Genomic DNA, 22117 nt, shown 5'->3' with positions numbered 1-22117 from the left:
GCCGCCCGCTCTTTTAAATCAAGTTTTGGGGGTCCGGGCGCCCGGGCCGCCGCCCCGCGGGGTCGCGGGCCGGGGCGGGGGGTCCCCCCCCCGGCGCCGTACGCGCGTCTGCACCGGCTTTCGGCGCCGTCCCGTGCCGTGCGCCCCTACGGTGTGCGGGCTATCAGGTAGCGGAAGACGTTCGGCATCCAGACCGTTCCGTCCGTGCGCCGGTAGGGATGCAGCGCCTCCGTCAGCTCCTTGTCGACCTGCGCCTGGTCGGTGGCGGCGACGGCCGCGTCGAACAGCCCCGTCGACAGCAGCCCGCGTACCGCGCTGTCCATGTCGGCGTACCCGAAGGGGCACGCCACGCGCCCCGAACCGTCCGGCCTGAGACCGGCCCGCTGGGCGACCTCCTCCAGGTCGTCGCGCCGGGCGCGGCGCGGTCCGTCCGTACCGCGCAGCGGATCGGCGAGCCGCGTGGCCACCCGCAGCACGGACGACGTGGCGCAGCGCTCCGGCGGCCCCCAGCCGGCCAGCACCACCGGCGTGCCCCGTCCGGCCGACGGCGTCGCCGCGGTGAGCAGCCGGGCCAGCCCGTCGGAGTCGCCCGCGAGGCACCCGATGGGCTCGAAGGCGGTCACCAGGTTGAACGGGGCCGTCCCCGCGTCGGCCGCGTCCTTGGGCGATCCGGCCACGAGCCGCGCCCGCGTGCCGGTACGCGCGTGCGTGTCCCACGCGGCCGGCAGCAGCCGTCGGCGCGCCAGGGCCAGCCGTTCGGGGGAGGAGGATTCGACACCGGTGACCGAGGCGCCTCTGGAGGCGGCCATCAGCAGGGCCAGCCCGGAGCCGCAGCCGAGGCCGAGCAGCCGCGTGCCGGGGCCCACTTCCAGCCGCTCGTAGGCGGCCTCGTAGAGCGGAACCAACATGCGTTCCTGGATCTCGGACCAGTCACGCGCGCGTGCAGCCAGGTCGACACGGGGCGCCGGGCCCGCGTGAGGACGGTGCTGCCGCACGAGCGTAGGTGTCATAGGAAAGCGCCCCAATCCGTCGGGAGTCGGCGCCGCGCTCCGATCCGTCACCCTGTGACGTGCGCGCGCACACCCTCCGTATGCCAGGAAACTCCCGGCTCGCGATGCCGTCCAGGGGTCTCGGAGTCCGCTTTGCGGGTTGTTGGCGCGGGTGGCGAGAATTCACATCCCGGCAACGTGGGCCCGTACCATCGCGCCATGGCAAAGGCACCCGTACTCACGCCCAGGGCGGACGACTTCCCGCGCTGGTACCAGGATCTGATCGCCAAGGCCGAGCTGGCCGACAACGGCCCGGTGCGCGGCAGCATGGTGATCCGACCGTACGGGTACGGCCTGTGGGAGCGGATGCAGGCCGAGATGGACGCCCGCATCAAGGAGACCGGCACTCAGAACGCCTACTTCCCGCTGCTGATCCCGCAGTCGTACCTCGCCAGGGAGGCCGACCACGTCGAGGGGTTCGCGCCGGAGCTCGCCGTGGTCACGCACGGCGGCGGCAAGGAGCTGGAGGAGCCGGCCGTCGTCCGGCCCACCTCCGAGATGATCGTCAACGACTACTTCTCGAAGTGGGTGCAGAGCTACCGCGACCTGCCCCTGCTGATCAACCAGTGGGCGAACGTGGTGCGCTGGGAGCTGCGGCCCCGGCTCTTCCTGCGGACGTCGGAGTTCCTGTGGCAGGAGGGCCACACGGCGCACGCGACGTACGAGGACGCGCGCGCCTTCGCCGCCCGCATCCACCGTGAGGTCTACGAGGACTTCATGGTGAACGTGCTCGCCATGGACGTGGTGCCCGGCCGCAAGACCGTCAAGGAACGGTTCGCGGGTGCCGTCAACACCCTCACCCTCGAAGGCATGATGGGTGACGGCAAGGCACTCCAGATGGCCACGAGCCATGAACTGGGCCAGAACTTCGCCAAGGCCTTCAACACCTCGTACCTGTCCAAGGACGGCCGGCAGGAACTGGTCTGGCAGACGTCCTGGGGTTCGACCACCCGGATGATCGGTGCCCTGGTGATGATGCACGGCGACGACAGCGGGCTGCGCGTGCCGCCCCGGCTGGCGCAGATCCAGGCCGTCGTGCTGGCGGTCAAGGACGACGAGGCCGTTCTGGCCAAGGTCCGCGAACTCGGCGACCGGCTGCGGGCGGCCGGGATCCGCGTCCGGGTCGACGACCGTACGGACGTCCCTTTCGGCCGGCGTGCCGTCGACTGGGAGCTGAAGGGCGTACCCGTCCGCATCGAGATCGGCCCCCGTGACCTGGCGAACGGCACCGCGACGCTGGTCCGGCGCATCCCGGGGGGCAAGGAGCCGATGCCGATCGACGCCCTCGCCGAGGCACTGCCCCGGATCCTCGACGAGGACCAGGCGCTGCTGCTGCGCCAGTCCCGCGAGCGCCGTGAGTCGCGCACCTCGGAGGTGACGACGTTCACGGAGGCCGTCGAGGCCGCCGTCGGCGGCGGCTGGGCGCGCATCCCGTGGGCGGCGCTGGGCGAGGCGGGCGAGGCCGCACTGGCCGAGCACGGGGTGACCGTACGCTGTCTGGTCGCCGAGGACGGGTCGGTGCCGGACGACGGTGACGCACCCGGTAACGTCGCGATCGTCGCGCGCGCTTACTGAGGTAGCGTCCTCGGGCCACCAGAGCGACCGAAAGACGTCTTGCGCATCCGCGGACCACAGGAGTTCCGGCGCGTGGACATTGTCTACGCGCCGGGGCGTACGTCAGCCTACGCACCAGCTTGTTACGAGCTGTGCGGCTTCTCCGCAGATCAGCGCACCCGCCCTCGTCGGGACGCATCAGCGGCAACTGACGGGTACGTGCAAATTATTTGAGATGGCCCGGAATCGGAACACACGGGCCCTCAGGCTCGTTGTCATTACGTGAGCACGACACAGACACCACCTGTTCTCGCCGCAGAGCTGGCAGAGGCGTGGGCCGACATTCAGCGGTACCACCCCGAACTGCCCGACCTTGCCGCGCCAGAGTCCCTGATCGGGGAGTCGTCGTCCGCGTGCGGGCACGAACTCTCCTTCGAGCGACTGCTCCATGAAGCAGTCCACGGCATCGCCGCCGCCCGCGGTGTCCGCGACACCTCCCGTGCCGGCCGCTACCACAACCGCAGATTCCTCGCGATCGCCGAGGAGCTGGGCCTGGACCACTCCGAGGAGCCGCACCCCAGCAGCGGATTCTCGTTGGTCACGCTCAGCCCCGAGGCGAAGCGCCGCTACCGCCCGACCATGGAGCGCCTCCAGCGCGCCCTGAAGGCGCACACCGTGGCCACCTCCTCCGACACCACCCGCGCCTTCCGCGGCCCGGCCGCCCGGCACGGCTCCTCCGGCGGCGGGGTGCGCGTGAAGGCCGTCTGCGACTGCGGCCGCAACGTACGGGTCGTCCCCTCCGTCCTGGCCCAGGCGCCGATCGTGTGCGGCGGCTGCGGGAAGCCGTTCCGGATTCCCGAGATCGTGGGCGCGGCGAGCTGACGGCGCGGCTGCTCGTGGCAGCCGCGCCGTCAGGCGCGGACCGGGGTGCACCCGGCGGACGGCCCTGCCGGCGCCGGGTGCACCTCAGGCATGCCAGGGAGCCCTCCGACGGACGTACCTCTCAAGGTGTGGCAGAATGTCTAGCTGTACTCGACAGTCGCACAGGACCCCTCTCTCCTCCGGCTGACGCGTCCATCGGGCACTCGGGTACCGCAACCCCACGCGGCCATCTCGCCGTGCCCACCCACGTCAAGACCAGGAGACACCACTTCCGTGGCAGTCAAGATCAAGCTGAAGCGTCTGGGCAAGATCCGTTCGCCTCACTACCGCATCGTCGTCGCCGACTCCCGTACCCGCCGTGACGGCCGGGCCATCGAGGAGATCGGCAAGTACCAGCCGACGTACAACCCCTCGATCATCGAGGTCGACGCCGACCGCGTCGCGTACTGGCTCGGTGTCGGCGCCCAGCCGACCGAGCCCGTGCTCGCCATCCTGAAGAAGACCGGCGACTGGCAGAAGTTCAAGGGCGAGCCCGCCCCGGCTCCGCTGCTCGTTGCCGCTCCGAAGGCCGTGCGTCCGTCGTTCGACGCCCTCGGTGGCGACGACGAGGGCAAGGGTGAGGCCATCACCCAGAAGAAGAAGGCTGAGAAGAAGGACGAGGCCGCGGCCGAGTCCGCGTCGACCGAGGCCTGAGCATGCTCGAGGAGGCTCTCGAGCACCTCGTGAAGGGCATCGTCGACAACCCCGACGAAGTGCAGGTCGCCTCGCGCAACCTGCGTCGCGGACGCGTTCTCGAGGTCCGGGTCCACCCCGACGATCTCGGCAAGGTGATCGGCCGCAACGGCCGCACCGCGCGCGCTCTGCGCACCGTCGTGGGCGCCATCGGCGGCCGTGGTGTCCGCGTCGACCTCGTCGACGTGGACCAAGTCCGCTGACGCATTCGCAGCACCGGCTCGGGCCGGGGAGGGCCACTGGGCCGTCCCCGGCCCGATGTCGTACCGGCCGACGTCGCACGGCCCGTGGTACCCGTCGGCCGAGTCGTAGGGGATGAGTCGTATGACAGGAGAGCAAGCACAGTGCAGCTGGTAGTCGCACGGATCGGCCGCGCCCACGGCATCAAGGGCGAGGTCACCGTCGAGGTACGAACCGACGAGCCGGAACTGCGGCTCGCGCCCGGCGCCGTCCTGGCCACCGACCCGGCCTCGGCCGGCCCGCTGACCATCGAGACAGGCCGCGTCCACAGCGGCCGCCTCCTGCTGCGCTTCGCCGGCGTACGCGACCGGAACGCCGCCGAGGCCCTTCGCAACATCCTCCTGATCGCCGACGTCGACCCCGACGAGTCGCCCGAGGACGAGGACGAGTACTACGACCACCAGCTGATGGACCTGGACGTGGTGACGGCGGACGGCACCGTGATCGGCCGGATCGCCGAGATCTCGCACCTGCCCTCGCAGGACCTGTTCATCGTCGAGCGCCCCGACGGCAGCGAGGTCCTCATCCCCTTCGTCGAGGAGATCGTCACCGAGATTGACCTGGAGGAGCAGCGGGCCGTCATCGACCCGCCGCCCGGCCTGATCGACGACCGGGCGGAGATCGCCTCCGCCCGCGACGCGGCCGAGGACGACGGCGCATGAGGCTCGACGTCGTCACGATCTTCCCCGAGTACCTCGAACCGCTGAACGTCTCGCTCGTCGGCAAGGCACGCGCGCGTGGACAGCTCAAGGTGCACGTGCACGATCTGCGCGCCCACACCTACGACCGGCACAACACCGTCGACGACACCCCCTACGGCGGCGGCCCCGGCATGGTCATGAAGACCGGCCCCTGGGCCGACGCCCTCGACACGGCCCTCGCCGACGGCTACGAGTCGGGCGCCCACGCGCCCACGCTGATCGTCCCCACGCCCAGCGGGCGCCCCTTCACCCAGGAACTCGCCGTCGAGCTCGCCGAGCGCCCCTGGCTGATCTTCACACCGGCCCGCTACGAGGGCATCGACCGCCGCGTCGTCGACGAGTACGCCACCCGGATCCAGGTCCAGGAGGTGTCCATCGGCGACTACGTCCTGGCCGGCGGCGAAGCGGCCGTCCTGGTCATCACGGAGGCCGTCGCGCGGCTGCTGCCCGGGGTGCTCGGCAACGCCGAGTCCCACCGGGACGACTCCTTCGCGCCCGGCGCCATGGCCAACCTCCTGGAGGGGCCCGTCTACACCAAGCCGCCCGAGTGGCGCGGCCGGGAGATCCCGGAGGTGCTGCTCAGCGGGCACCACGGGAAGATCGCCCGCTGGCGCCGGGACGAGGCGCTGAAGCGCACCACGGCCCACCGGCCCGACCTGATCGAGCGCTGCGACCCCGCCGCCTTCGACAAGAAGGACCGCGAGATGCTCTCCATCCTGGGCTGGGCACCGGATCCGGCAGGCGAGCCGTACGGCCGATTTTGGCAGCGCACCGGGAGCATGGAAGAATAGGTCGCTGTTGTGCGCCGTCCGGCGTGCGCCCCTGCCACAGGGGGACACGACGCCCGTTCCGACCCGCACGGCATTCATCCAGAACACCTAGCTTCCGTTGATGACCTGTGGCATCACCGAAGAAAGCAGACAAAATGTCTCACCTGCTCGACTCCGTCGACGCCGCGTCGCTGCGCAGCGACCTCCCGGCCTTCCGCCCGGGTGACACCGTCAACGTCCACGTCCGCGTCATCGAGGGCAACCGCTCCCGTGTGCAGCAGTTCAAGGGCGTGGTGATCCGTCGCCAGGGCGCCGGTGTCCGCGAGACCTTCACGGTCCGCAAGGTCTCGTTCTCCGTCGGCGTCGAGCGCACCTTCCCGGTGCACACCCCGATCGTCGAGAAGATCGAGCTCGTCACCCGCGGTGACGTGCGTCGCGCGAAGCTGTACTACCTCCGTGAGCTGCGCGGCAAGGCCGCGAAGATCAAGGAGAAGCGCGACAACTGATCGCGCGTCGGGGTTCACGGCGGAGCCGGATAACATCTGGCTCCGATGGACACCGAAGCACAGCCGACCGAGCGCGACCGCTCCTCCCGCCCTTCCGGATCCGAAGAGATCCCGGACACACAGGGGCCGGAGGAACGGTCGCGTTCTGCGTTGGTGTCGTGGATCGCCGAGTGGCTGCCGGGCGGACGTCTCTCCCTGGGCGTGCTGCTCGGCCTGGTGTTTTTGCTGCTCCTCAACACGTTTGTGGTGCAACCGTTCCAGATTCCGAGCGGATCCATGGAGAACGGATTGAGGATCGGGGACCGCGTTCTCGTAGATAAGTTGGCGTACCGTTTCGGTGCCCCGCCGCAGCGCGGTGACGTCGTCGTCTTCGACGGCACCGGTTACTTCGGGCACGCCGACTACATCAAACGCGTTGTGGGTGTGGGGGGAGATCACGTGCTCTGCTGCGACAAGGAGGGGAGGATCGAGGTGAACGGCAGGTCGGTCGACGAGTCGACGTTCCTGTATCCCGGCGACAGCCCGTCCTCGGTGTCCTTCGACGTGGACGTGCCCGAGGGCACGCTCTTCGTCCTGGGTGACCACCGCAGCGACTCCAGCGACTCCCGCGACCACCTGGGCTCACCGGGCGGCGGCATGATCCCCGTGGGCGCCGTGATCGGCCGGGCCGACTGGATCGTCTGGCCGGCCGGCCACCTCACCCGCCTGGAGCGTCCCGGCGGCTACGCGCGCGTGCCCGCGGCGGAGGGCACGCATGGGTAACCGCGGCCGACCGCGCGGCGTCCAGGGCTCCGCCGTCGACAACCTCCTGCCCACCGGCGCCCGGCGCGCAGCCGGCGGCGGCGCGTCCGCGGGCCGGAGCAGGGCCGAGCGGCGCAAGCTCCAGCGCAAGGTCAAGCGGAAACGCAGACGCGGCGCGGTCAGGGAGATACCCCTCCTCGTCGGTGTCGCGGTCCTCATCGCGCTGGTGCTGAAGACGTTCCTCGTCCAGGCGTTCGTGATCCCCTCGGGCTCCATGGAGCAGACGATCCGCATCGGCGACCGGGTGCTGGTCGACAAGTTCACCCCGTGGTTCGGTTCCAAGCCGCAGCGTGGTGACGTCGTCGTCTTCAAGGATCCCGGCGGCTGGCTCAAGGACGAGCAGACCACCGTGAAGAAGGACGACCCGGTGGTCGTCAAGCAGGTCAAGGAGGGACTCACCTTCATCGGCCTGCTTCCGTCCGACAACGAGAAGGACCTCATCAAGCGGGTCGTCGGAGTCGGCGGGGACCATGTCAAGTGCTGCGACGCGCAGGGGCGGCTCACCGTCAACGGCGTCCCCCTCAGCGAGTCGGACTACCTGTATCCGGGGAACAACCCGTCGGACGTCAAGTTCGACATCACCGTCCCCACCGGGCGGCTGTGGGTGATGGGCGATCACCGGGGCAACTCCGCGGACTCCCGCTACCACCAGAACACCGACTACGGCGGCACGGTCTCAGAGGACGAGGTGGTGGGCCGCGCCATGGTGATCGCCTGGCCGCTCGGTCACTGGAACCGGCTCAAGGAGCCACAAACCTTCTCTTCCGTGTCCGACTCGGGGTCCGGGACGACTGCTGCTCCCCGGCTGTCGCATAGGGTTGCCTCAGAAGGTCCGAACGGATCGATCCAACTCCCGAGCCCTGCGGAACTCCCGCTCGTTATGGGAGTGGTGGGCCTGTACCGCATACGGGACAGGCGGCGGCACGGAGTAAGGAGTTGGCGTGGGGGATGTGGCGGTTGGCGCACGGTCCGGACACGACGGCGAGGAGCATCGTGGGCGTCCTGCGGGAGCCGATGTCCCGGCCGCGGACAGCGCCGTGACCTCCGGGAATGACGCCGGAACGGCCGAGGACGGCATGATGATGGACGAGCTGGACCAGACCGAGGGCCGCGGATCGGGCGGCTCTGCGCCCGCGCAGCGCAAGCAGCGCTCCTTCTGGAAGGAGCTGCCGATCCTGATCGGCATCGCTCTGGTCCTCGCCCTGCTGATCAAGACGTTCCTGGTGCAGGCGTTCTCCATCCCCTCCGACTCGATGCAGGACACCCTCCAGCAGGGTGACCGCGTCCTGGTCGACAAGCTGACCCCCTGGTTCGGCTCGAAGCCCGAGCGCGGCGAGGTCGTCGTCTTCCACGACCCCGACGACTGGCTGGCGGGCGAGCCCACGGCCAACCCGAACGCCCTGCAGACCGTCCTCAGCTGGATCGGCCTGATGCCCTCGGCGGAGGAGAAGGACCTGATCAAGCGGGTCATCGGCGTCGGCGGCGACACGGTCGAGTGCAAGGGCACGGGCCCGCTGCTGGTCAACGGCAAGCCGCTCGACGACGCGTCGTTCGTCTACCCCGGCAACACCCCGTGCACGGTCGACGACGTGGGCGGTCAGTTCAAGGTGAAGGTGCCCGAGGGCTACCTCTGGGTCATGGGCGACCACCGGCAGAACTCCCGCGACTCGCGCTACAACCAGAGCGACAAGAACCACGGCATGGTCCCCGTGGACAAGGTCGTCGGCCGCGCCATCGTCAAGGCCTGGCCGATCACCCGCTGGGGCACGCTGCCGATCCCGGACACCTTCGACCAGCCCGGCATCAACGACCAGACCACGGCCTCCGCGGCCCTGACGGTCGCCCCGCAGGGCGTCGCCCTGGCCGGTGTGGTGCCGGTCGCGGTGTGGCGGCGTCGGCGCAGCCTGAAGGCGGCGTCCGAGGCCCGCTGAGCAAGACAGGGACGCGTCCGCTCCCGGCCCGCCCCGCGAAGACGCGGTGGAGCTTGTGACTCCGGTGACAGGAGAGGGGCTGCCCCGGTTCGGTACCGCCGGGTAGGGTGCGGGTCCATGGGTGGCGAGAGCACTACACGTACGGCCCCGCGCAGCGGCGGCGGCACCAGCACGGGCCCGGTGGGCAGCCGGACCGGACAGCGACTGTCCGGCCTGGCCGTCGCGCTGGGCCTCGTGCTGTTCCTGGCCGGATTCGCCTGGGTGGCGCTGACCTACCGGCCGTACACCGTCCCCACGAGTTCGATGACCCCCACCATCTCCGCCGGCGACCGGGTGCTGGCGCAGCGCGTCGACGCCGGGGAGGTGCGCCGGGGCGATGTCGTGGTCTTCCGCGACAGCACCTGGATCGACAACTCCGCCGTGGTCAAGCGGGTGGTCGCGGTCGGCGGGGACACGGTCGCCTGCTGTACGAACGGCAAGCTGACGGTCAACGGCAAGCAGATCGAGGAACCGTATCTGCCCAAGGGCAGCCTGGCCGAGATCAAGGGCTTCCCGACCGTGACGGTCCCTGCGGGGCGCCTCTTCCTCCTCGGTGACGAGCGGCAGGGCTCGCTGGACTCCACCGCGCACCTCGCGGACGCCGCCCGCGGCACCGTGGCGAGCAACGCGGTGAGCGCCCGTGTCGACGCCGTCATCTGGCCCATGCGGGGCATGCTGAAGCGCCCCACGGGCTTCGAGACGCTCGGCGCCCTCTCCGAGCCGGGGCCGCTGCGCACCATCGGGCTCATGATCGTCGTCGGCGGCGTGCTGGTCCTGGCCGGAGGCGCCTACGGGCCCGTGGCCAAGCTGCTGGGCCGCCGCGGGCGCTCCCGGAAGGAACCCGCCGGTGCCCGCTGACCCGGAGGGCCCCGGCGACGGACCGCGACGGGTGGCCCGGGTCGTGCTGCTCGATCCCGCGGACCGCATCCTGCTGCTGCACGGCCACGAGCCGGACGATCCGGCCGACGACTGGTGGTTCACGCCCGGCGGCGGTCTGGAGGGCGACGAGACCCGGGAGCAGGCGGCGCTGCGGGAACTCGCGGAGGAGACGGGCATCACCGAGGTCGAGCTCGGTCCGGTGCTGTGGCGGCGCCGGTGTTCCTTCCCGTTCGCCGGCCGCCGCTGGGACCAGGACGAGTGGTACTACCTGGCCCGTACCGCCCAGACGGCGACGCGGGCGCTGGCGCTCACCGAGCTGGAACGGCGCAGTGTGGCCGGAGCGCGCTGGTGGACGTGTGAGGAACTGAGCCAGGCGCATGAGACGGTGTATCCGACCAGGCTTGCCGAGTTGCTGCGCAGGGTGCTCGACGAGGGTCCCCCGGCCGGACCCGAGATCCTTGACACAGAAATCGTCTAGGTGCACCCGGCGCTGGCGCACAATGGTGGGATCGCACGGCTGAAGGGGAACATGCCATGAGCGCCGAGGACCTCGAGAAGTACGAGACCGAGATGGAGCTGAAGCTCTACCGGGAGTACCGCGATGTCGTCGGTCTGTTCAAATACGTGATCGAGACCGAGCGGCGTTTCTACCTGACCAACGACTACGAGATGCAGGTGCACTCGGTCCAGGGTGAGGTGTTCTTTGAGGTGTCCATGGCGGACGCCTGGGTCTGGGACATGTACCGGCCGGCCCGGTTCGTGAAGCAGGTCCGCGTGCTGACATTCAAGGACGTGAACATCGAGGAGCTGAACAAGAGCGACCTGGAGCTGCCGGGCGGCTGACGGTCCCCCGCGGGGGTGACGCGGATATCCACAACCGCCGAGTAGTCAACGAAGATCCACTTCGTTGGGGCGGACGCGTGACCGTGGGTGCCGGAGGTGGTGCCGACATGAGCACACAGCAGGCACGCAACGCACTCGGCAGGTACGGCGAGGGGCTGGCCGCGCGGCGGCTGACGGAAGCCGGACTGACCGTCCTGGAGCGCAACTGGCGCTGCGGCAGGACCGGCGAGATCGACATCGTCGCCAGGGACGGCGACGTCCTGGTGATCTGCGAGGTCAAGACCCGCAGGGCAGGCCCCTTCCAGCACCCCGCGGAGGCGGTCACCCCGGCGAAGGCGCACCGCCTGCGCGCGCTGGCCCAGCGGTGGACGCAGGAGCACGGGGGAGCGCCGCCCGGCGGGGTCCGCATCGACCTGGTCGCCGTGCTGCTGCCGCGCCGCGGCGCACCCGTGGCCGAGCATCTGCGGGGGGTGGCCTGACATGGGCTTCGCGCGTACGTGCTCGGTGGCGCTGGTGGGCGTCGAGGGCGTGGTCGTGGAGGTGCAGGCCGACCTGGAACCCGGCATCGCGGCCTTCACCCTGGTCGGACTGCCGGACAAGAGCCTGACGGAGAGCCGCGACCGGGTCCGGGCGGCGGTGGTGAACTCGGGCGGCGAGTGGCCGCAGAAGAAACTCACGGTCGGGCTGAGCCCGGCGTCCGTACCGAAGGCGGGCTCGGGGTTCGACCTCGCCGTCGCCTGTGCGGTACTGGGGGCCGCCGAACGCATCGACCCGCGCGCGCTCGCGGACGTCGTGATGATCGGCGAGCTGGGCCTGGACGGTCGGGTCCGGCCCGTGCGGGGCGTCCTGCCGGCCGTGCTCGCCGCGGCGGACGCCGGGTTCGTGCAGGTGGTCGTGCCGGAGTCCGCTGCCGCGGAGGCCTCCCTGGTCCCCGGTGTCTCGGTGCTCGGTGTGCGCAGCCTGCGGCAGCTGATCGCCGTCCTGACCGACGAACCGGTCCCCGACGAGGACCCCGACGAACCGGGACGCCCGGGCCCGCTCCTGGCCGGCCTGCGCATGCCCGGAGCGGGAGCGGCCACCGGGATGCACGGCCTGCACGCCGTGTACGGCCAGGGGTGCGACCTCGCCGACGTGGTGGGCCAGATCTCCGCCCGCACCGCGGTGGAGGTGGCCGCCGCGGGCGGACACCATCTCTTTCTCGAGGGCCCGCCCGGCGCGGGCAAGACCATGCTCGCGGAGCGGCTGCCCGCGGTGCTGCCCCGGCTGGTGCGGCAGGAGTCGCTGGAGGTCACGGCCGTCCACTCGGTGGCCGGACTGCTGCCCCCGGGCAAACCCCTGATCGACGTCCCGCCCTACTGCGCGCCGCACCACTCGGCCACCATGCAGGCCCTCGTCGGCGGAGGCGCCGGCATCGCCCGGCCCGGCGCGGTCTCGCTCGCCCATCGCGGCGTGCTCTTCCTCGACGAGAGTCCCGAGTTCAGCAGCCGGGCCCTCGACGCCCTGCGCCAGCCCCTGGAGTCGGGCCATGTCGTCATCGCCCGCAGTGCGGGGGTGCTGCGGTTCCCGGCAAGATTCCTGATGGTCCTCGCGGCCAACCCCTGTCCCTGCGGACGCTTCTCGCTGCGGGACACGCTGTGCGAGTGCCCTCCCTCGGCCGTCCGGCGCTACCAGGCCAAACTCTCCGGTCCGCTGCTCGACCGGGTCGACCTGCGCGTCGAGGTCGAACCGGTGGGCCGGGCCGAACTCGCGCGGCGCGGTGCGGCGGGCGAGTCCACGGCGACCGTCGCCGACCGGGTCCGGGCGGCGCGCGAGCGGGCTGCCGCCAGATACGCGGGCAGCCCCTGGCGGACCAACGGCGAGGTGCCGGGACGGGAACTGCGCTCCCGCTTCCACGCCGTGGCCGGAGCGATGGACGAGGCCGAACGCAACCTGGAACGCGGCGTGCTCACGGCGCGCGGGCTCGACCGGGTCCTGCGCGTCGCCTGGACCGTCGCGGACCTCGTCGGCCATGACCGGCCCGACGCGACGGACGTCGCGCTCGCCGTACAACTGCGCACGGGCGTGCCGCGCGGTGTGCCGATGGCCATCGGAGCCCTGACATGAGCGGCGCCGCGGCCCCGGACGGAGCGGTCCCCGGCACGGCGGACGGTACCGACGCCGACCTGCTCGCCCGGGTCCTGCTCACGCGGGTCGTCGAACCCGGCGACGAGATCGGCGGAAGGTGGGTGCGCGAGCACGGGGTGCGGGAGGTGGCGCGGCGGCTGCGGGACGGTCCGCCGCTGCCCGGGGTGAGCGCGCAGCGGTGGACGGGGCTGCGGGCGCGGGCCGAGCGGGCCGAGCCCGCGCGGGACCTGGCCGTCGCCCGGGCGGCCGGGGTGCGGTTCGTGGTGCCCGGCGCGGGGGAGTGGCCCGGCCCGCTCGACGACCTCGGCGACGCCCGTCCGCTGGGGCTGTGGCTGCGCGGCCGCCCCAGCCTGCGGATATGGGCACTGCGCTCGGTCGCCCTGGTCGGCGCACGCGCCTGCACCCAGTACGGCGCCCACATGGCGGCCGACCTCGCCGCCGGACTGGCCGAGCGCGGCTGGGTGGTGGTCTCCGGCGGCGCCTACGGCATCGACGGCGCCGCCCACCGGGGAGTCCTCGGCGCCGGCGGAGCCACCGTCGCCGTCCTCGCCTGCGGTGTCGACCGGCCCTATCCGCGCGGACACACCGCGTTGCTCACCAGGATCGCGGAACAGGGTCTGGTCGTCGGGGAGTTGCCGCCCGGCGATCACCCGACACCGAGCCGGTTCATCGTGCGCAACCGGGTGATCGCCGCGCTGACCAGGGGAACCGTGGTCGTCGAGGCCGCCTGCCGCAGCGGCTCGCTGGTCACGGCGCGGGCGGCGCAGCGGCTGGGCCGGCACACCATGGCGGTACCGGGGCCGGCCACCAGCGGCCTCTCGGCCGGGGCGCACGAACTGCTGCGCGGCGGCGCCGTCCTGGTCACGGACGCGGCGGAGATCGTCGAACAGGTGGGCGAGATGGGGGAGCTGGCGCCGGTCCGGCGCGGGCCGGTGCTCCCGCGCGACCTGCTGGAGCCTGCCGCCCGACGGGTACTGGCCGCGCTGCCCGCACACCGGGACGCGGCCGTGGGCGAGATCGCGCGCGGCGCGCAGACGGCCGAGGACGACGCGATCGCGAGACTGTACGAACTGCGCGCACTCGGTTATGTCGAACGACACGGCGACGGCTGGAAGTTGACACGCGAGTCGATGATCTCCCCCGGGGCCGGTCACGGTCCGCACTGACCGGCGGGTTCGTCCGTCCGGGGGATGCCCTAAGCCCTTGGGAATTCACGCAGTTGATGCTTTCCGGCAGTCCGCCGGGGCGACCGGCGCGCCTCGGTGGAGCGTCGAGAAGAACGTATCTGCGCACGGCGTCGGCCCCGTTCTTCGCTCACCGCGACTCCCCAGTCACGCTACGCTCACAAGGATCCGGACACGGACCACCAACTCGTACCAGCCCGACCTTCCACCCAGTCCCCCCTGGTTCACCTCCTCCACGGCAGAACGGCACAAGGCGACGAATGCCCCAGCACACCTCCGGGTCCGACCGGGCGGCGATCCCCCCAGCCGCCCGCGACGGTGGCAGCGTGCGGCCGCCGGCTCCCTCGACACTCGACGAGCTGTGGCGGTCCTACAAGACGACGGGGGACGAGCGGCTGCGCGAGCAGCTGATCCTGCACTACTCGCCGCTGGTCAAGTACGTGGCGGGACGGGTGAGCGTCGGACTCCCGCCCAACGTCGAGCAGGCGGACTTCGTGTCGTCGGGAGTGTTCGGACTGATCGACGCGATCGAGAAGTTCGACGTCGACCGCGAGATCAAGTTCGAGACGTACGCGATCACGCGGATCCGGGGCGCGATGATCGACGAGCTGCGGGCGCTGGACTGGATCCCGCGGTCGGTACGGCAGAAGGCGCGCAACGTGGAACGGGCCTACGCCACCCTGGAGGCCCGGCTGCGCCGCACACCGACGGAGACCGAGGTGGCCGCCGAACTGGGCATCGCGGTGGACGAACTGCACGCGGTCTTCGGGCAGCTGTCGCTGGCCAACGTGGTGGCCCTGGAGGAGCTGCTGCATGTCGGCGGGGAGGGCGGCGACCGGCTGAGCCTCATGGACACCCTGGAGGACACCGCCGCCGACGACCCCGTGGAGGTGGCCGAGGACCGCGAGCTGCGGCGGTTCCTGGCACGGGCGATCAACACCCTGCCCGACCGGGAGAAGACCGTCGTCACGCTGTACTACTACGAGGGCCTCACCCTCGCCGAGATCGGCAACGTGCTCGGGGTGACCGAGAGCCGGGTCAGTCAGATCCACACCAAGTCCGTGCTCCAGCTGCGCGCCAAGCTGGCGAGCTTCGGACGCTGACCCGGCCGAGGCGGGGCACGACGGGCCGCGGCGGGATGCCGCGGGACGCGTCGGGGGGAGTCGCTCCCGCCGACGGTGGTACGTCCGTAAAGTGGTTGACGTGCCAAGGATTCGAGCGGCCTCTGTGGCCGAGCACCGGTCGATGCAGCGAGCCGCCCTGCTGGACGCCGCACGGTCCCTGCTGTCCGAGGGCGGGACGGAAGCGCTGACCTTCCCGGCCCTCGCCGAGCGGACGGGGCTCGCGCGTTCTTCCGTGTACGAGTACTTCCGCTCCCGGGCCGCCGTGGTCGAGGAGCTGTGCGAGGTCGACTTCCCGGTCTGGGCGGCGGAGGTGTCGGCGGCGATGGCCGCGGCGGCCACCCCGGAGGCCAAGGTCGAGGCGTATGTGCGCCGGCAGCTCGCGCTGGTCGGCGACCGCCGCCACCGGGCCGTGGTGGCGATCTCCGCGAGCGAGCTCGACGCGGGCGCCCGGGAGAAGATCCGGGCCGCGCACGGCGGGCTCGTGGCGATGATCGTCGAGGCGCTGGGCGAGATGGGACACGCCCAGCCGAGGCTGGCGGCGATGCTGCTCCAGGGACTGGTCGACGCGGCGGTGCGGCGGATCGAGCTCGGCGCCGCGGAGGATCCTTCGGCGATCACCGAAGCGGCGGTCGGCATGGTGCTGCGAGGCGTCCGGGGCTGAGCCCGCCGGGAGTGCGGCGGACGGCGTACCGCTGCCCGCCGGCGCTCTCCCCGTGCCCGCCTGCCCACATCCGCGCATCCGTCCGGGCCGCGCGGGTGCCTCGGGGCGCGCAGGTCGGGGCTGGGTACGGCAGGGCGAGGCGGTCAGCGGGGCAGCGGAACGCCCAGCACCGGCAGCAGTCTCGACGGGCCCCGGCGCAGCAGCCGGGGCGGCAGCAGGGACAGGGGATCCAGGTAGGTCCGCCCCCTGAGCAGGCCCCAGTGCACGCAGCCGACCGGGCAGTGTCCGCCGGTTGCCTCCACCGTGCCGACCTGGTCCGCGGCCTTGAGCACATCGCCCTTCGCCACGGACGGCCGTACCGGCTCGTAGGTTGTGCGCAGGGGCGGCTCGCCCGTGCCCGTCAGCTCCACCGCGACGACACCCCGGCCGGCCACGCGGCCCGCGAAGGAGACCCGGCCCGCGGCCACCGTCCTGACCGGCTCTCCCGGCTCGGCCGCCAGGTCGACACCGCGGTGACCGGGACCGTAGTCCGTGGGCGGTGGCTCCCAGCCGCGCAGGACCCGGGGACGCGACCCCACCGGCCAGGCCCGCGCGAGGGCGGGCACCGGCTCCGAGGATCCGGGCGGGGCGCCGGTCCGGGCGGGCACCGGTGGGACCGCGGTGCCTGCGCGAGCCGTCGCCGGCAGGTCCGCGCCGCTCGCCCGAGCAGCCGACGGCGAGGCCGCCAGGGCCGGAGCGGGCAGGGCCGGGGCCGCCAGGGTCAGGGCTGACAGGGCCAGCGCGGGCAGGGCCGCCAGGGCCAGTGACGGCAGGGCGGCCGGGGGCAGGAGCGACAGGCGCGATCGTCGTTTCGTACGAGTCCGGGATGTCAGAGGCATACGGGAACCGTCCCGCGGAACATCCGGACATGACCGGCATCTGTGGGCTACTCGCCGGTTGTGGACAGCGGCGTCACCCGTCACCTCCCCGGTCCCGTACACTTCTTCTGGCGATCCGGGTCACCGGGTCGACTTCGCACGCCCCGACAGGGCGGCCGGCAACGGTCCCTGTCAGCGCCCCTCGGTCCTTTGCGGCACGGCGCACCGCGGGCGTCAGGCGCGGATGCCGTCCGGTATCCGCGGCAACCGAGAAACTCAAGGAGAACGGCCATGGCCGTCGTCACGATGCGGGAGCTGCTGGAAAGCGGCGTCCACTTCGGTCACCAGACCCGTCGCTGGAACCCGAAGATGAAGCGCTTCATCTTCACCGAGCGCAACGGCATCTACATCATCGACCTGCTCCAGTCGCTGTCGTACATCGACCGCGCCTACGAGTTCGTCAAGGAGACCGTCGCCCACGGCGGCACGGTCATGTTCGTCGGCACGAAGAAGCAGGCGCAGGAGGCCATCGCCGAGCAGGCCACCCGCGTCGGCATGCCCTACGTCAACCAGCGCTGGCTGGGCGGCATGCTCACCAACTTCTCCACCGTCTACAAGCGTCTGCAGCGCCTCAAGGAGCTCGAGCAGATCGACTTCGAGGACGTCGCGGCCTCCGGTCTCACCAAGAAGGAGCTTCTCGTGCTCTCGCGCGAGAAGGCCAAGCTGGAGAAGACCCTCGGCGGTATCCGCGAGATGCAGAAGGTGCCCAGCGCCGTCTGGATCGTGGACACCAAGAAGGAGCACATCGCGGTCGGTGAGGCCCGGAAGCTCAACATCCCGGTCGTCGCCATCCTCGACACCAACTGCGACCCCGACGAGGTCGACTACAAGATCCCGGGCAACGACGACGCGATCCGCTCCGTCACCCTGCTCACCCGTGTGATCGCCGACGCCGTCGCCGAGGGCCTCATCGCCCGTTCCGGCGTCGCCACCGGCGACAAGGGCGAGAAGGGCGCGGGCGAGCCGCTCGCCGCGTGGGAGCGCGACCTGCTCGAGGGCGAGAAGAAGGCCGACGAGGCCGAGGCCCCCGCCGCCGAGGCCCCCGCCGCCGAGGCTGCTGCCGCCGAGGCTCCGGCCGAAGAGGCCCCCGCCGCTGAGGCCCCTGCCGCGGACGCCGAGCAGGCCTGACCCCCTCACTCCTTCGGGTCCGGACGGCGGGGGCAGCACAGCCCCCGCCGTCCAGCCCGTAGATCTTCAGACTCCGAGAGAGATTCCAGGAATCATGGCGAACTACACCGCCGCTGACGTCAAGAAGCTCCGCGAGCTCACCGGCGCCGGCATGATGGACTGCAAGAAGGCGCTGGACGAGGCCGAGGGCAACGTCGACAAGGCCGTCGAGGCGCTCCGTATCAAGGGCCAGAAGGGCGTCGCCAAGCGCGAGGGCCGCTCCGCCGAGAACGGCGCCGTGGTCTCGATCATCGCCGACGACAACTCCGCCGGCGTCCTCGTCGAGCTGAAGTGCGAGACGGACTTCGTCGCCAAGGGCGAGAAGTTCCAGGCCGTGGCCAAGGCCATCGCCGAGCACGTCACCAAGACCTCCCCGGCCGACATCGAGGCGCTGCTCGCCTCCGAGATCGAGCCCGGCAAGACCGTCCAGGCGTTCGTGGACGAGGCCAACGCCAACCTCGGCGAGAAGATCGTCCTGGACCGCTTCGCGCAGTTCACCGACGGCTACGTGGCGTCGTACATGCACCGCACGATGCCCGACCTGCCCCCGCAGATCGGTGTCCTCGTCGAGCTGGACAAGCCGAACGCCGAGGTCGCCCGCGGTGTCGCCCAGCACATCGCCGCCTTCGCGCCGAAGTACCTCGCCCAGGAGGACGTCCCGGCCGAGGTCGTCGACTCCGAGCGTCGTATCGCCGAGGAGACCACCCGCGCCGAGGGCAAGCCCGAGGCCGCGATCGCGAAGATCGTCGAGGGTCGTCTGAACGGCTTCTTCAAGGACGCCACGCTGCTCGGCCAGCCGTACGCGCTCGACAACAAGAAGTCGGTCCAGAAGGTTCTGGACGAGGCGGGTGTCACCCTGAAGCGCTTCTCGCGCATCAAGGTCGGCATCTGAGTCCGTATCGCGATCGGCGCGCGACTCCTGGTGGAACTTCGCTAGGGTCGAAGCAGTCGTCCGCGTACGGCGTCGTCACGCACGCGCGTGACGGACGACAGCAGATCTGACGAGGAGGCCATTGCCGCGCACGGGTTGCGAACCACATCCCACCGGCAATGGCCTTCTTCGTATGTGCACCACGTGAAAGAGGCGGATCTCCATGACCACGAAGGCCCAGAAGAGCGACGACGGCAAAGTAGGCGGCCGGTTTCTGCTGAAGCTGTCCGGAGAGGCTTTCGCCGGTGGCGGGGGCCTGGGTGTGGACCCCGACGTGGTGCACAAGATCGCCCGGGAGATCGCGGCCGTCGTCCGTGACGGTGCGGAGATCGCGGTCGTCATCGGCGGCGGCAACTTCTTCCGTGGCGCCGAACTCCAGCAGCGCGGCATGGACCGCGCGCGCTCCGACTACATGGGCATGCTCGGCACAGTGATGAACTGCCTCGCCCTCCAGGACTTCCTGGAGAAGGAGGGCATCGACAGCCGGGTCCAGACCGCCATCACCATGGGCCAGGTCGCCGAGCCGTACATCCCGCTGCGCGCCGTGCGGCACCTGGAGAAGGGCCGCGTGGTCATCTTCGGCGCCGGTATGGGCATGCCGTACTTCTCCACCGACACCACGGCCGCACAGCGCGCCCTGGAGATCGACGCCGAGGCCCTGCTGATGGGCAAGAACGGCGTGGACGGCGTCTACGACTCCGACCCGAAGAAGAACCCTGACGCCGTCAAGTTCGACTCCCTCGGCTACGGCGAGGTCATCACCCGCGAGCTCAAGGTCGCCGACGCCACCGCCATCACGCTCTGCCGCGACAACAAGCTTCCGATCCTGGTCTTCGAGCTTCTGGCGGAGGGCAATATCGCGCGCGCCGTCAAGGGTGAGAAGATCGGCACGCTCGTGGGTGACCAGAGCAGCCGGAACTGACCGGAGCACGACCCCGTCCACGGGGACGACACCCGTCCGGGGACGGACGGGACGGACCCCGACCGGGGGATGGACAATGTCCTGCCGGTCGGGAACCGTGCAGGAAGAAGACGCGACGCAGCCGGCCGCCGGGTCCCCGCAGGGAACCGAAGCCGGGCCTACTCAAGACACGCAGGAGCAAGTGGTGATCGAAGAGACCCTCCTCGAGGCCGAGGAGAAGATGGAGAAGGCCGTCGTGGTCGCCAAGGAGGACTTCGCCGCGATCCGCACCGGGCGTGCGCACCCGGCGATGTTCAACAAGATCGTGGCCGACTACTACGGCGCGCTGACGCCGATCAACCAGCTGGCCTCGTTCTCCGTGCCGGAGCCGCGCATGGCCGTCGTGACCCCGTTCGACAAGAGCGCTCTGCGCAACATCGAGCAGGCGATCCGCGACTCCGACCTGGGCGTCAACCCGAGCAACGACGGCAACATCATCCGAGTGGTGTTCCCCGAGCTGACCGAGGAGCGCCGCAAGGACTACATCAAGGTCGCCAAGACCAAGGGCGAGGACGCCAAGGTCTCGATCCGTTCCGTGCGCCGCAAGGCCAAGGACGCCATCGACAAGATGGTCAAGGACGGCGAGGTCGGCGAGGACGAGGGCCGCCGTGCGGAGAAGGAGCTCGACGACACCACCGCGAAGTACGTCGCCCAGGTGGACGAGCTCCTGAAGCACAAGGAAGCAGAGCTTCTCGAGGTCTGATGAACGACTCTTCCTGGGGAGCACCGCCCCGAGCCGGGTACTGGGGGCCGTCCGACCAGGGGCCTGCCCAGGGGGCTGTCCCGGCGGGTCCCGCGTACGATGCGCCTGAGGCGCAGCACACTCGCCCCATGCCCATCGTGCCCGGCCCGCCCGCGTACGGCGGCGACCAGGATGACGACCGGGGGGCCGCTTCGTCGAGCGGCCCCCCGTTCCGGGACGGGCCGTTCCACGACCGACCGTTCCACGACCAGCCGTTCCGAGACGAACCCTTGCGAGACCAGTCCTTCCAGGACCACCCCTTCCAGGATCAGTCCCTTCAGGATCAGTCCTTCCGGGACCAGTCCTCCCCAGACCAGACGTACGGCCACCAGCCGTACCGCGACGAGATCCCGTCGGCACAGCCCCCTGCGGCGGTGCCGCAGAAACCGGAGCCCATGCCCGACGCCTCTCACCCGGCGCCCGCACCGCAGAAGAAGAGCGCGGGCCGTGACCTGGGCGCGGCCATAGGCGTCGGCGTCGGGCTCGGTGCGGTGATCATCGCTTCGCTGTTCGTCGTCAAGGCCGTGTTCGTCGGCGTCGTGGCGGTCGCCGTGGTCGTCGGCCTCTGGGAGCTGACCAGCCGTCTCCAGGAGCGCAAGGAGATCAAGGCCCCTCTCGTGCCGCTGGCGGTCGGCGGCGCGGCGATGGTCGTCGCCGGCTACGTCAGCGGGGCGGAGGGCGCCTGGGTCGCCATGGCCCTCACGTCGCTGGCCGTACTCGTATGGCGGATGACCGAACCGCCGGAGGGCTACCTCAAGGACGTCACCGCGGGTGTCTTCGCCGCCTTCTACGTGCCGTTCCTGGCCACCTTCGTGGCGATGATGCTGACGGCCGACGACGGACCGTGGCGGGTCCTGACGTTCCTGCTGCTGACGGTGGTCAGCGACACGGGCGCGTACGCCGTCGGCTGGCGCTTCGGCAAGACCAAGCTGGCCCCGCGCATCAGTCCCGGCAAGACCCGCGAGGGGCTGCTGGGCGCGGTGTCGTTCGCCATGGTGGCGGGCGCGCTGTGCATGCAGTTCCTGATCGACGACGGCGCGTGGTGGCAGGGGCTCCTGCTCGGCCTCGCGGTGGCCGCCAGCGCGACGCTCGGCGACCTCGGCGAGTCCATGATCAAGCGGGACCTCGGCATCAAGGACATGGGCACGCTGCTGCCGGGGCACGGCGGCATCATGGACCGGCTGGACTCGCTGCTGCCCACCGCTCCCGTGGTGTGGCTGCTGCTCGTGATCTTCGTGGGCTCCGGCTGACGGCCGTTTCCGTCCGTCTTCGTCACCACCCCTTCCGCAACTGCGATCACTTCCTCGTGATCCGCGCCGCGGGAGGGGTGGAACGTTTTTGCCGTGTACGGGTCCGGAGCGGACCGGACGCCCCCGGAA

At 70.9% G+C, this 22117-nt stretch carries 25 protein-coding genes; 23 read left to right on the top strand and 2 right to left on the bottom strand.

The features are described 5' to 3' along the window. Positions 1-146: 146 nt before the first annotated feature. Positions 147-1010, bottom strand: a complete 864-nt coding sequence (locus tag ABT085_RS11280; RefSeq protein ID WP_351604664.1) for an SAM-dependent methyltransferase — start codon at positions 1008-1010, stop codon at positions 147-149. 198 nt (positions 1011-1208) lie between these two features. On the opposite strand from ABT085_RS11280, the gene proS reads away from it, so the two are divergent. The 18 genes from proS (at position 1209) to ABT085_RS11190 (ending at position 16020) form a co-directional block, all read left to right on the top strand. Then, positions 1209-2624 carry a proline--tRNA ligase gene (gene proS / locus ABT085_RS11275; protein ID WP_351604662.1) on the top strand — a complete coding sequence of 472 codons (1416 nt, stop codon included), beginning with the start codon at positions 1209-1211 and terminating at the stop codon, positions 2622-2624. 261 nt (positions 2625-2885) lie between these two features. Next, positions 2886-3485 carry a hypothetical protein gene (locus tag ABT085_RS11270; protein WP_351604660.1) on the top strand — a complete coding sequence of 200 codons (600 nt, stop codon included), beginning with the start codon at positions 2886-2888 and terminating at the stop codon, positions 3483-3485. A 273-nt stretch (positions 3486-3758) separates the two neighbouring features. Then, on the top strand, positions 3759-4178 hold the full coding sequence (rpsP, locus tag ABT085_RS11265) for a 30S ribosomal protein S16 (protein ID WP_351604658.1): 420 nt from the start codon (positions 3759-3761) through the stop codon (positions 4176-4178). Positions 4179-4180: 2 nt separating this feature from the next. Further along, complete coding sequence (locus ABT085_RS11260) at positions 4181-4420, top strand: RNA-binding protein (RefSeq protein WP_095579114.1); 240 nt, start codon at positions 4181-4183, stop codon at positions 4418-4420. A 141-nt stretch (positions 4421-4561) separates the two neighbouring features. Continuing rightward, positions 4562-5119, top strand: coding sequence for a ribosome maturation factor RimM (gene rimM / locus ABT085_RS11255; protein WP_351604655.1), 558 nt, complete (start codon positions 4562-4564; stop codon positions 5117-5119). Continuing rightward, positions 5116-5949 carry a tRNA (guanosine(37)-N1)-methyltransferase TrmD gene (trmD, locus tag ABT085_RS11250; RefSeq protein ID WP_351604653.1) on the top strand — a complete coding sequence of 278 codons (834 nt, stop codon included), beginning with the start codon at positions 5116-5118 and terminating at the stop codon, positions 5947-5949. The genes rimM and trmD overlap by 4 nt, the downstream gene beginning before the upstream one ends. A gap of 134 nt (positions 5950-6083) precedes the next feature. After that, on the top strand, positions 6084-6434 hold the full coding sequence (gene rplS, locus ABT085_RS11245; RefSeq protein ID WP_152892233.1) for a 50S ribosomal protein L19: 351 nt from the start codon (positions 6084-6086) through the stop codon (positions 6432-6434). Positions 6435-6479: 45 nt separating this feature from the next. Continuing rightward, positions 6480-7196: a signal peptidase I gene (gene lepB, locus ABT085_RS11240; protein WP_351604651.1), complete on the top strand. Its 717-nt coding sequence runs from the start codon at positions 6480-6482 to the stop codon at positions 7194-7196. Further along, a complete protein-coding gene (gene lepB, locus ABT085_RS11235) occupies positions 7189-8289 on the top strand; it encodes a signal peptidase I (protein ID WP_351604649.1) in 1101 nt (366 codons plus the stop codon). The genes lepB (ABT085_RS11240) and lepB (ABT085_RS11235) overlap by 8 nt, the downstream gene beginning before the upstream one ends. Continuing rightward, positions 8177-9166, top strand: coding sequence for a signal peptidase I (gene lepB, locus ABT085_RS11230; protein ID WP_351604647.1), 990 nt, complete (start codon positions 8177-8179; stop codon positions 9164-9166). Before lepB (ABT085_RS11235) ends, lepB (ABT085_RS11230) begins: the two co-directional genes overlap by 113 nt. A gap of 117 nt (positions 9167-9283) precedes the next feature. Then, complete coding sequence (lepB, locus tag ABT085_RS11225; protein WP_351604645.1) at positions 9284-10063, top strand: signal peptidase I; 780 nt, start codon at positions 9284-9286, stop codon at positions 10061-10063. After that, positions 10053-10562, top strand: a complete 510-nt coding sequence (locus tag ABT085_RS11220; protein WP_351604643.1) for an NUDIX hydrolase — start codon at positions 10053-10055, stop codon at positions 10560-10562. Before lepB (ABT085_RS11225) ends, ABT085_RS11220 begins: the two co-directional genes overlap by 11 nt. Before the next feature lie 56 nt (positions 10563-10618). Beyond that, a complete protein-coding gene (locus ABT085_RS11215; RefSeq protein WP_003965949.1) occupies positions 10619-10927 on the top strand; it encodes a DUF2469 domain-containing protein in 309 nt (102 codons plus the stop codon). 77 nt (positions 10928-11004) lie between these two features. Then, positions 11005-11406, top strand: a complete 402-nt coding sequence (locus ABT085_RS11210) for a YraN family protein (protein WP_351604641.1) — start codon at positions 11005-11007, stop codon at positions 11404-11406. Between the two features lies 1 nt (position 11407). Then, the gene (locus ABT085_RS11205) at positions 11408-13030 is read left to right on the top strand and encodes a YifB family Mg chelatase-like AAA ATPase (RefSeq protein ID WP_351604639.1); all 1623 of its coding nucleotides are present in this window, start codon (positions 11408-11410) and stop codon (positions 13028-13030) included. Next, the gene (gene dprA / locus ABT085_RS11200; RefSeq protein WP_351604637.1) at positions 13027-14217 is read left to right on the top strand and encodes a DNA-processing protein DprA; all 1191 of its coding nucleotides are present in this window, start codon (positions 13027-13029) and stop codon (positions 14215-14217) included. The genes ABT085_RS11205 and dprA overlap by 4 nt, the downstream gene beginning before the upstream one ends. A 278-nt stretch (positions 14218-14495) precedes the next feature. Continuing rightward, on the top strand, positions 14496-15338 hold the full coding sequence (gene whiG, locus ABT085_RS11195) for an RNA polymerase sigma factor WhiG (RefSeq protein ID WP_351604635.1): 843 nt from the start codon (positions 14496-14498) through the stop codon (positions 15336-15338). Positions 15339-15462: 124 nt separating this feature from the next. Beyond that, positions 15463-16020 carry a TetR/AcrR family transcriptional regulator gene (locus tag ABT085_RS11190; RefSeq protein WP_351604671.1) on the top strand — a complete coding sequence of 186 codons (558 nt, stop codon included), beginning with the start codon at positions 15463-15465 and terminating at the stop codon, positions 16018-16020. Positions 16021-16163: 143 nt separating this feature from the next. On the opposite strand, the gene ABT085_RS11185 is transcribed toward ABT085_RS11190, so the two are convergent. After that, the gene (locus ABT085_RS11185) at positions 16164-16799 is read right to left on the bottom strand and encodes a peptidoglycan DD-metalloendopeptidase family protein (RefSeq protein ID WP_502982709.1); all 636 of its coding nucleotides are present in this window, start codon (positions 16797-16799) and stop codon (positions 16164-16166) included. Positions 16800-17168: 369 nt separating this feature from the next. On the opposite strand from ABT085_RS11185, the gene rpsB reads away from it, so the two are divergent. The 5 genes from rpsB to ABT085_RS11160 all read left to right on the top strand — a co-directional run bounded on the left by rpsB (position 17169) and on the right by ABT085_RS11160 (position 21988). After that, positions 17169-18065, top strand: a complete 897-nt coding sequence (gene rpsB, locus ABT085_RS11180) for a 30S ribosomal protein S2 (RefSeq protein ID WP_351604633.1) — start codon at positions 17169-17171, stop codon at positions 18063-18065. Positions 18066-18159: 94 nt separating this feature from the next. Next, entirely contained in the window at positions 18160-18996 is an 837-nt protein-coding gene (gene tsf / locus ABT085_RS11175; protein WP_351604631.1) for a translation elongation factor Ts, read from the top strand. A gap of 202 nt (positions 18997-19198) precedes the next feature. Next, positions 19199-19957 (top strand): UMP kinase, encoded by a 759-nt coding sequence (gene pyrH, locus ABT085_RS11170; RefSeq protein WP_351604626.1) that lies wholly within the window; start codon positions 19199-19201, stop codon positions 19955-19957. A 184-nt stretch (positions 19958-20141) separates the two neighbouring features. Beyond that, positions 20142-20699: a ribosome recycling factor gene (gene frr / locus ABT085_RS11165; protein ID WP_351604624.1), complete on the top strand. Its 558-nt coding sequence runs from the start codon at positions 20142-20144 to the stop codon at positions 20697-20699. Beyond that, the gene (locus ABT085_RS11160; RefSeq protein ID WP_351604622.1) at positions 20699-21988 is read left to right on the top strand and encodes a phosphatidate cytidylyltransferase; all 1290 of its coding nucleotides are present in this window, start codon (positions 20699-20701) and stop codon (positions 21986-21988) included. Before frr ends, ABT085_RS11160 begins: the two co-directional genes overlap by 1 nt. Positions 21989-22117: the final 129 nt, after the last annotated feature.

The organism is Streptomyces sp. NPDC002265, assembly GCF_040296125.1.
Classification (GTDB): domain Bacteria; phylum Actinomycetota; class Actinomycetes; order Streptomycetales; family Streptomycetaceae; genus Streptomyces.
This window is presented reverse-complemented; position numbering and strand designations above follow the sequence as displayed.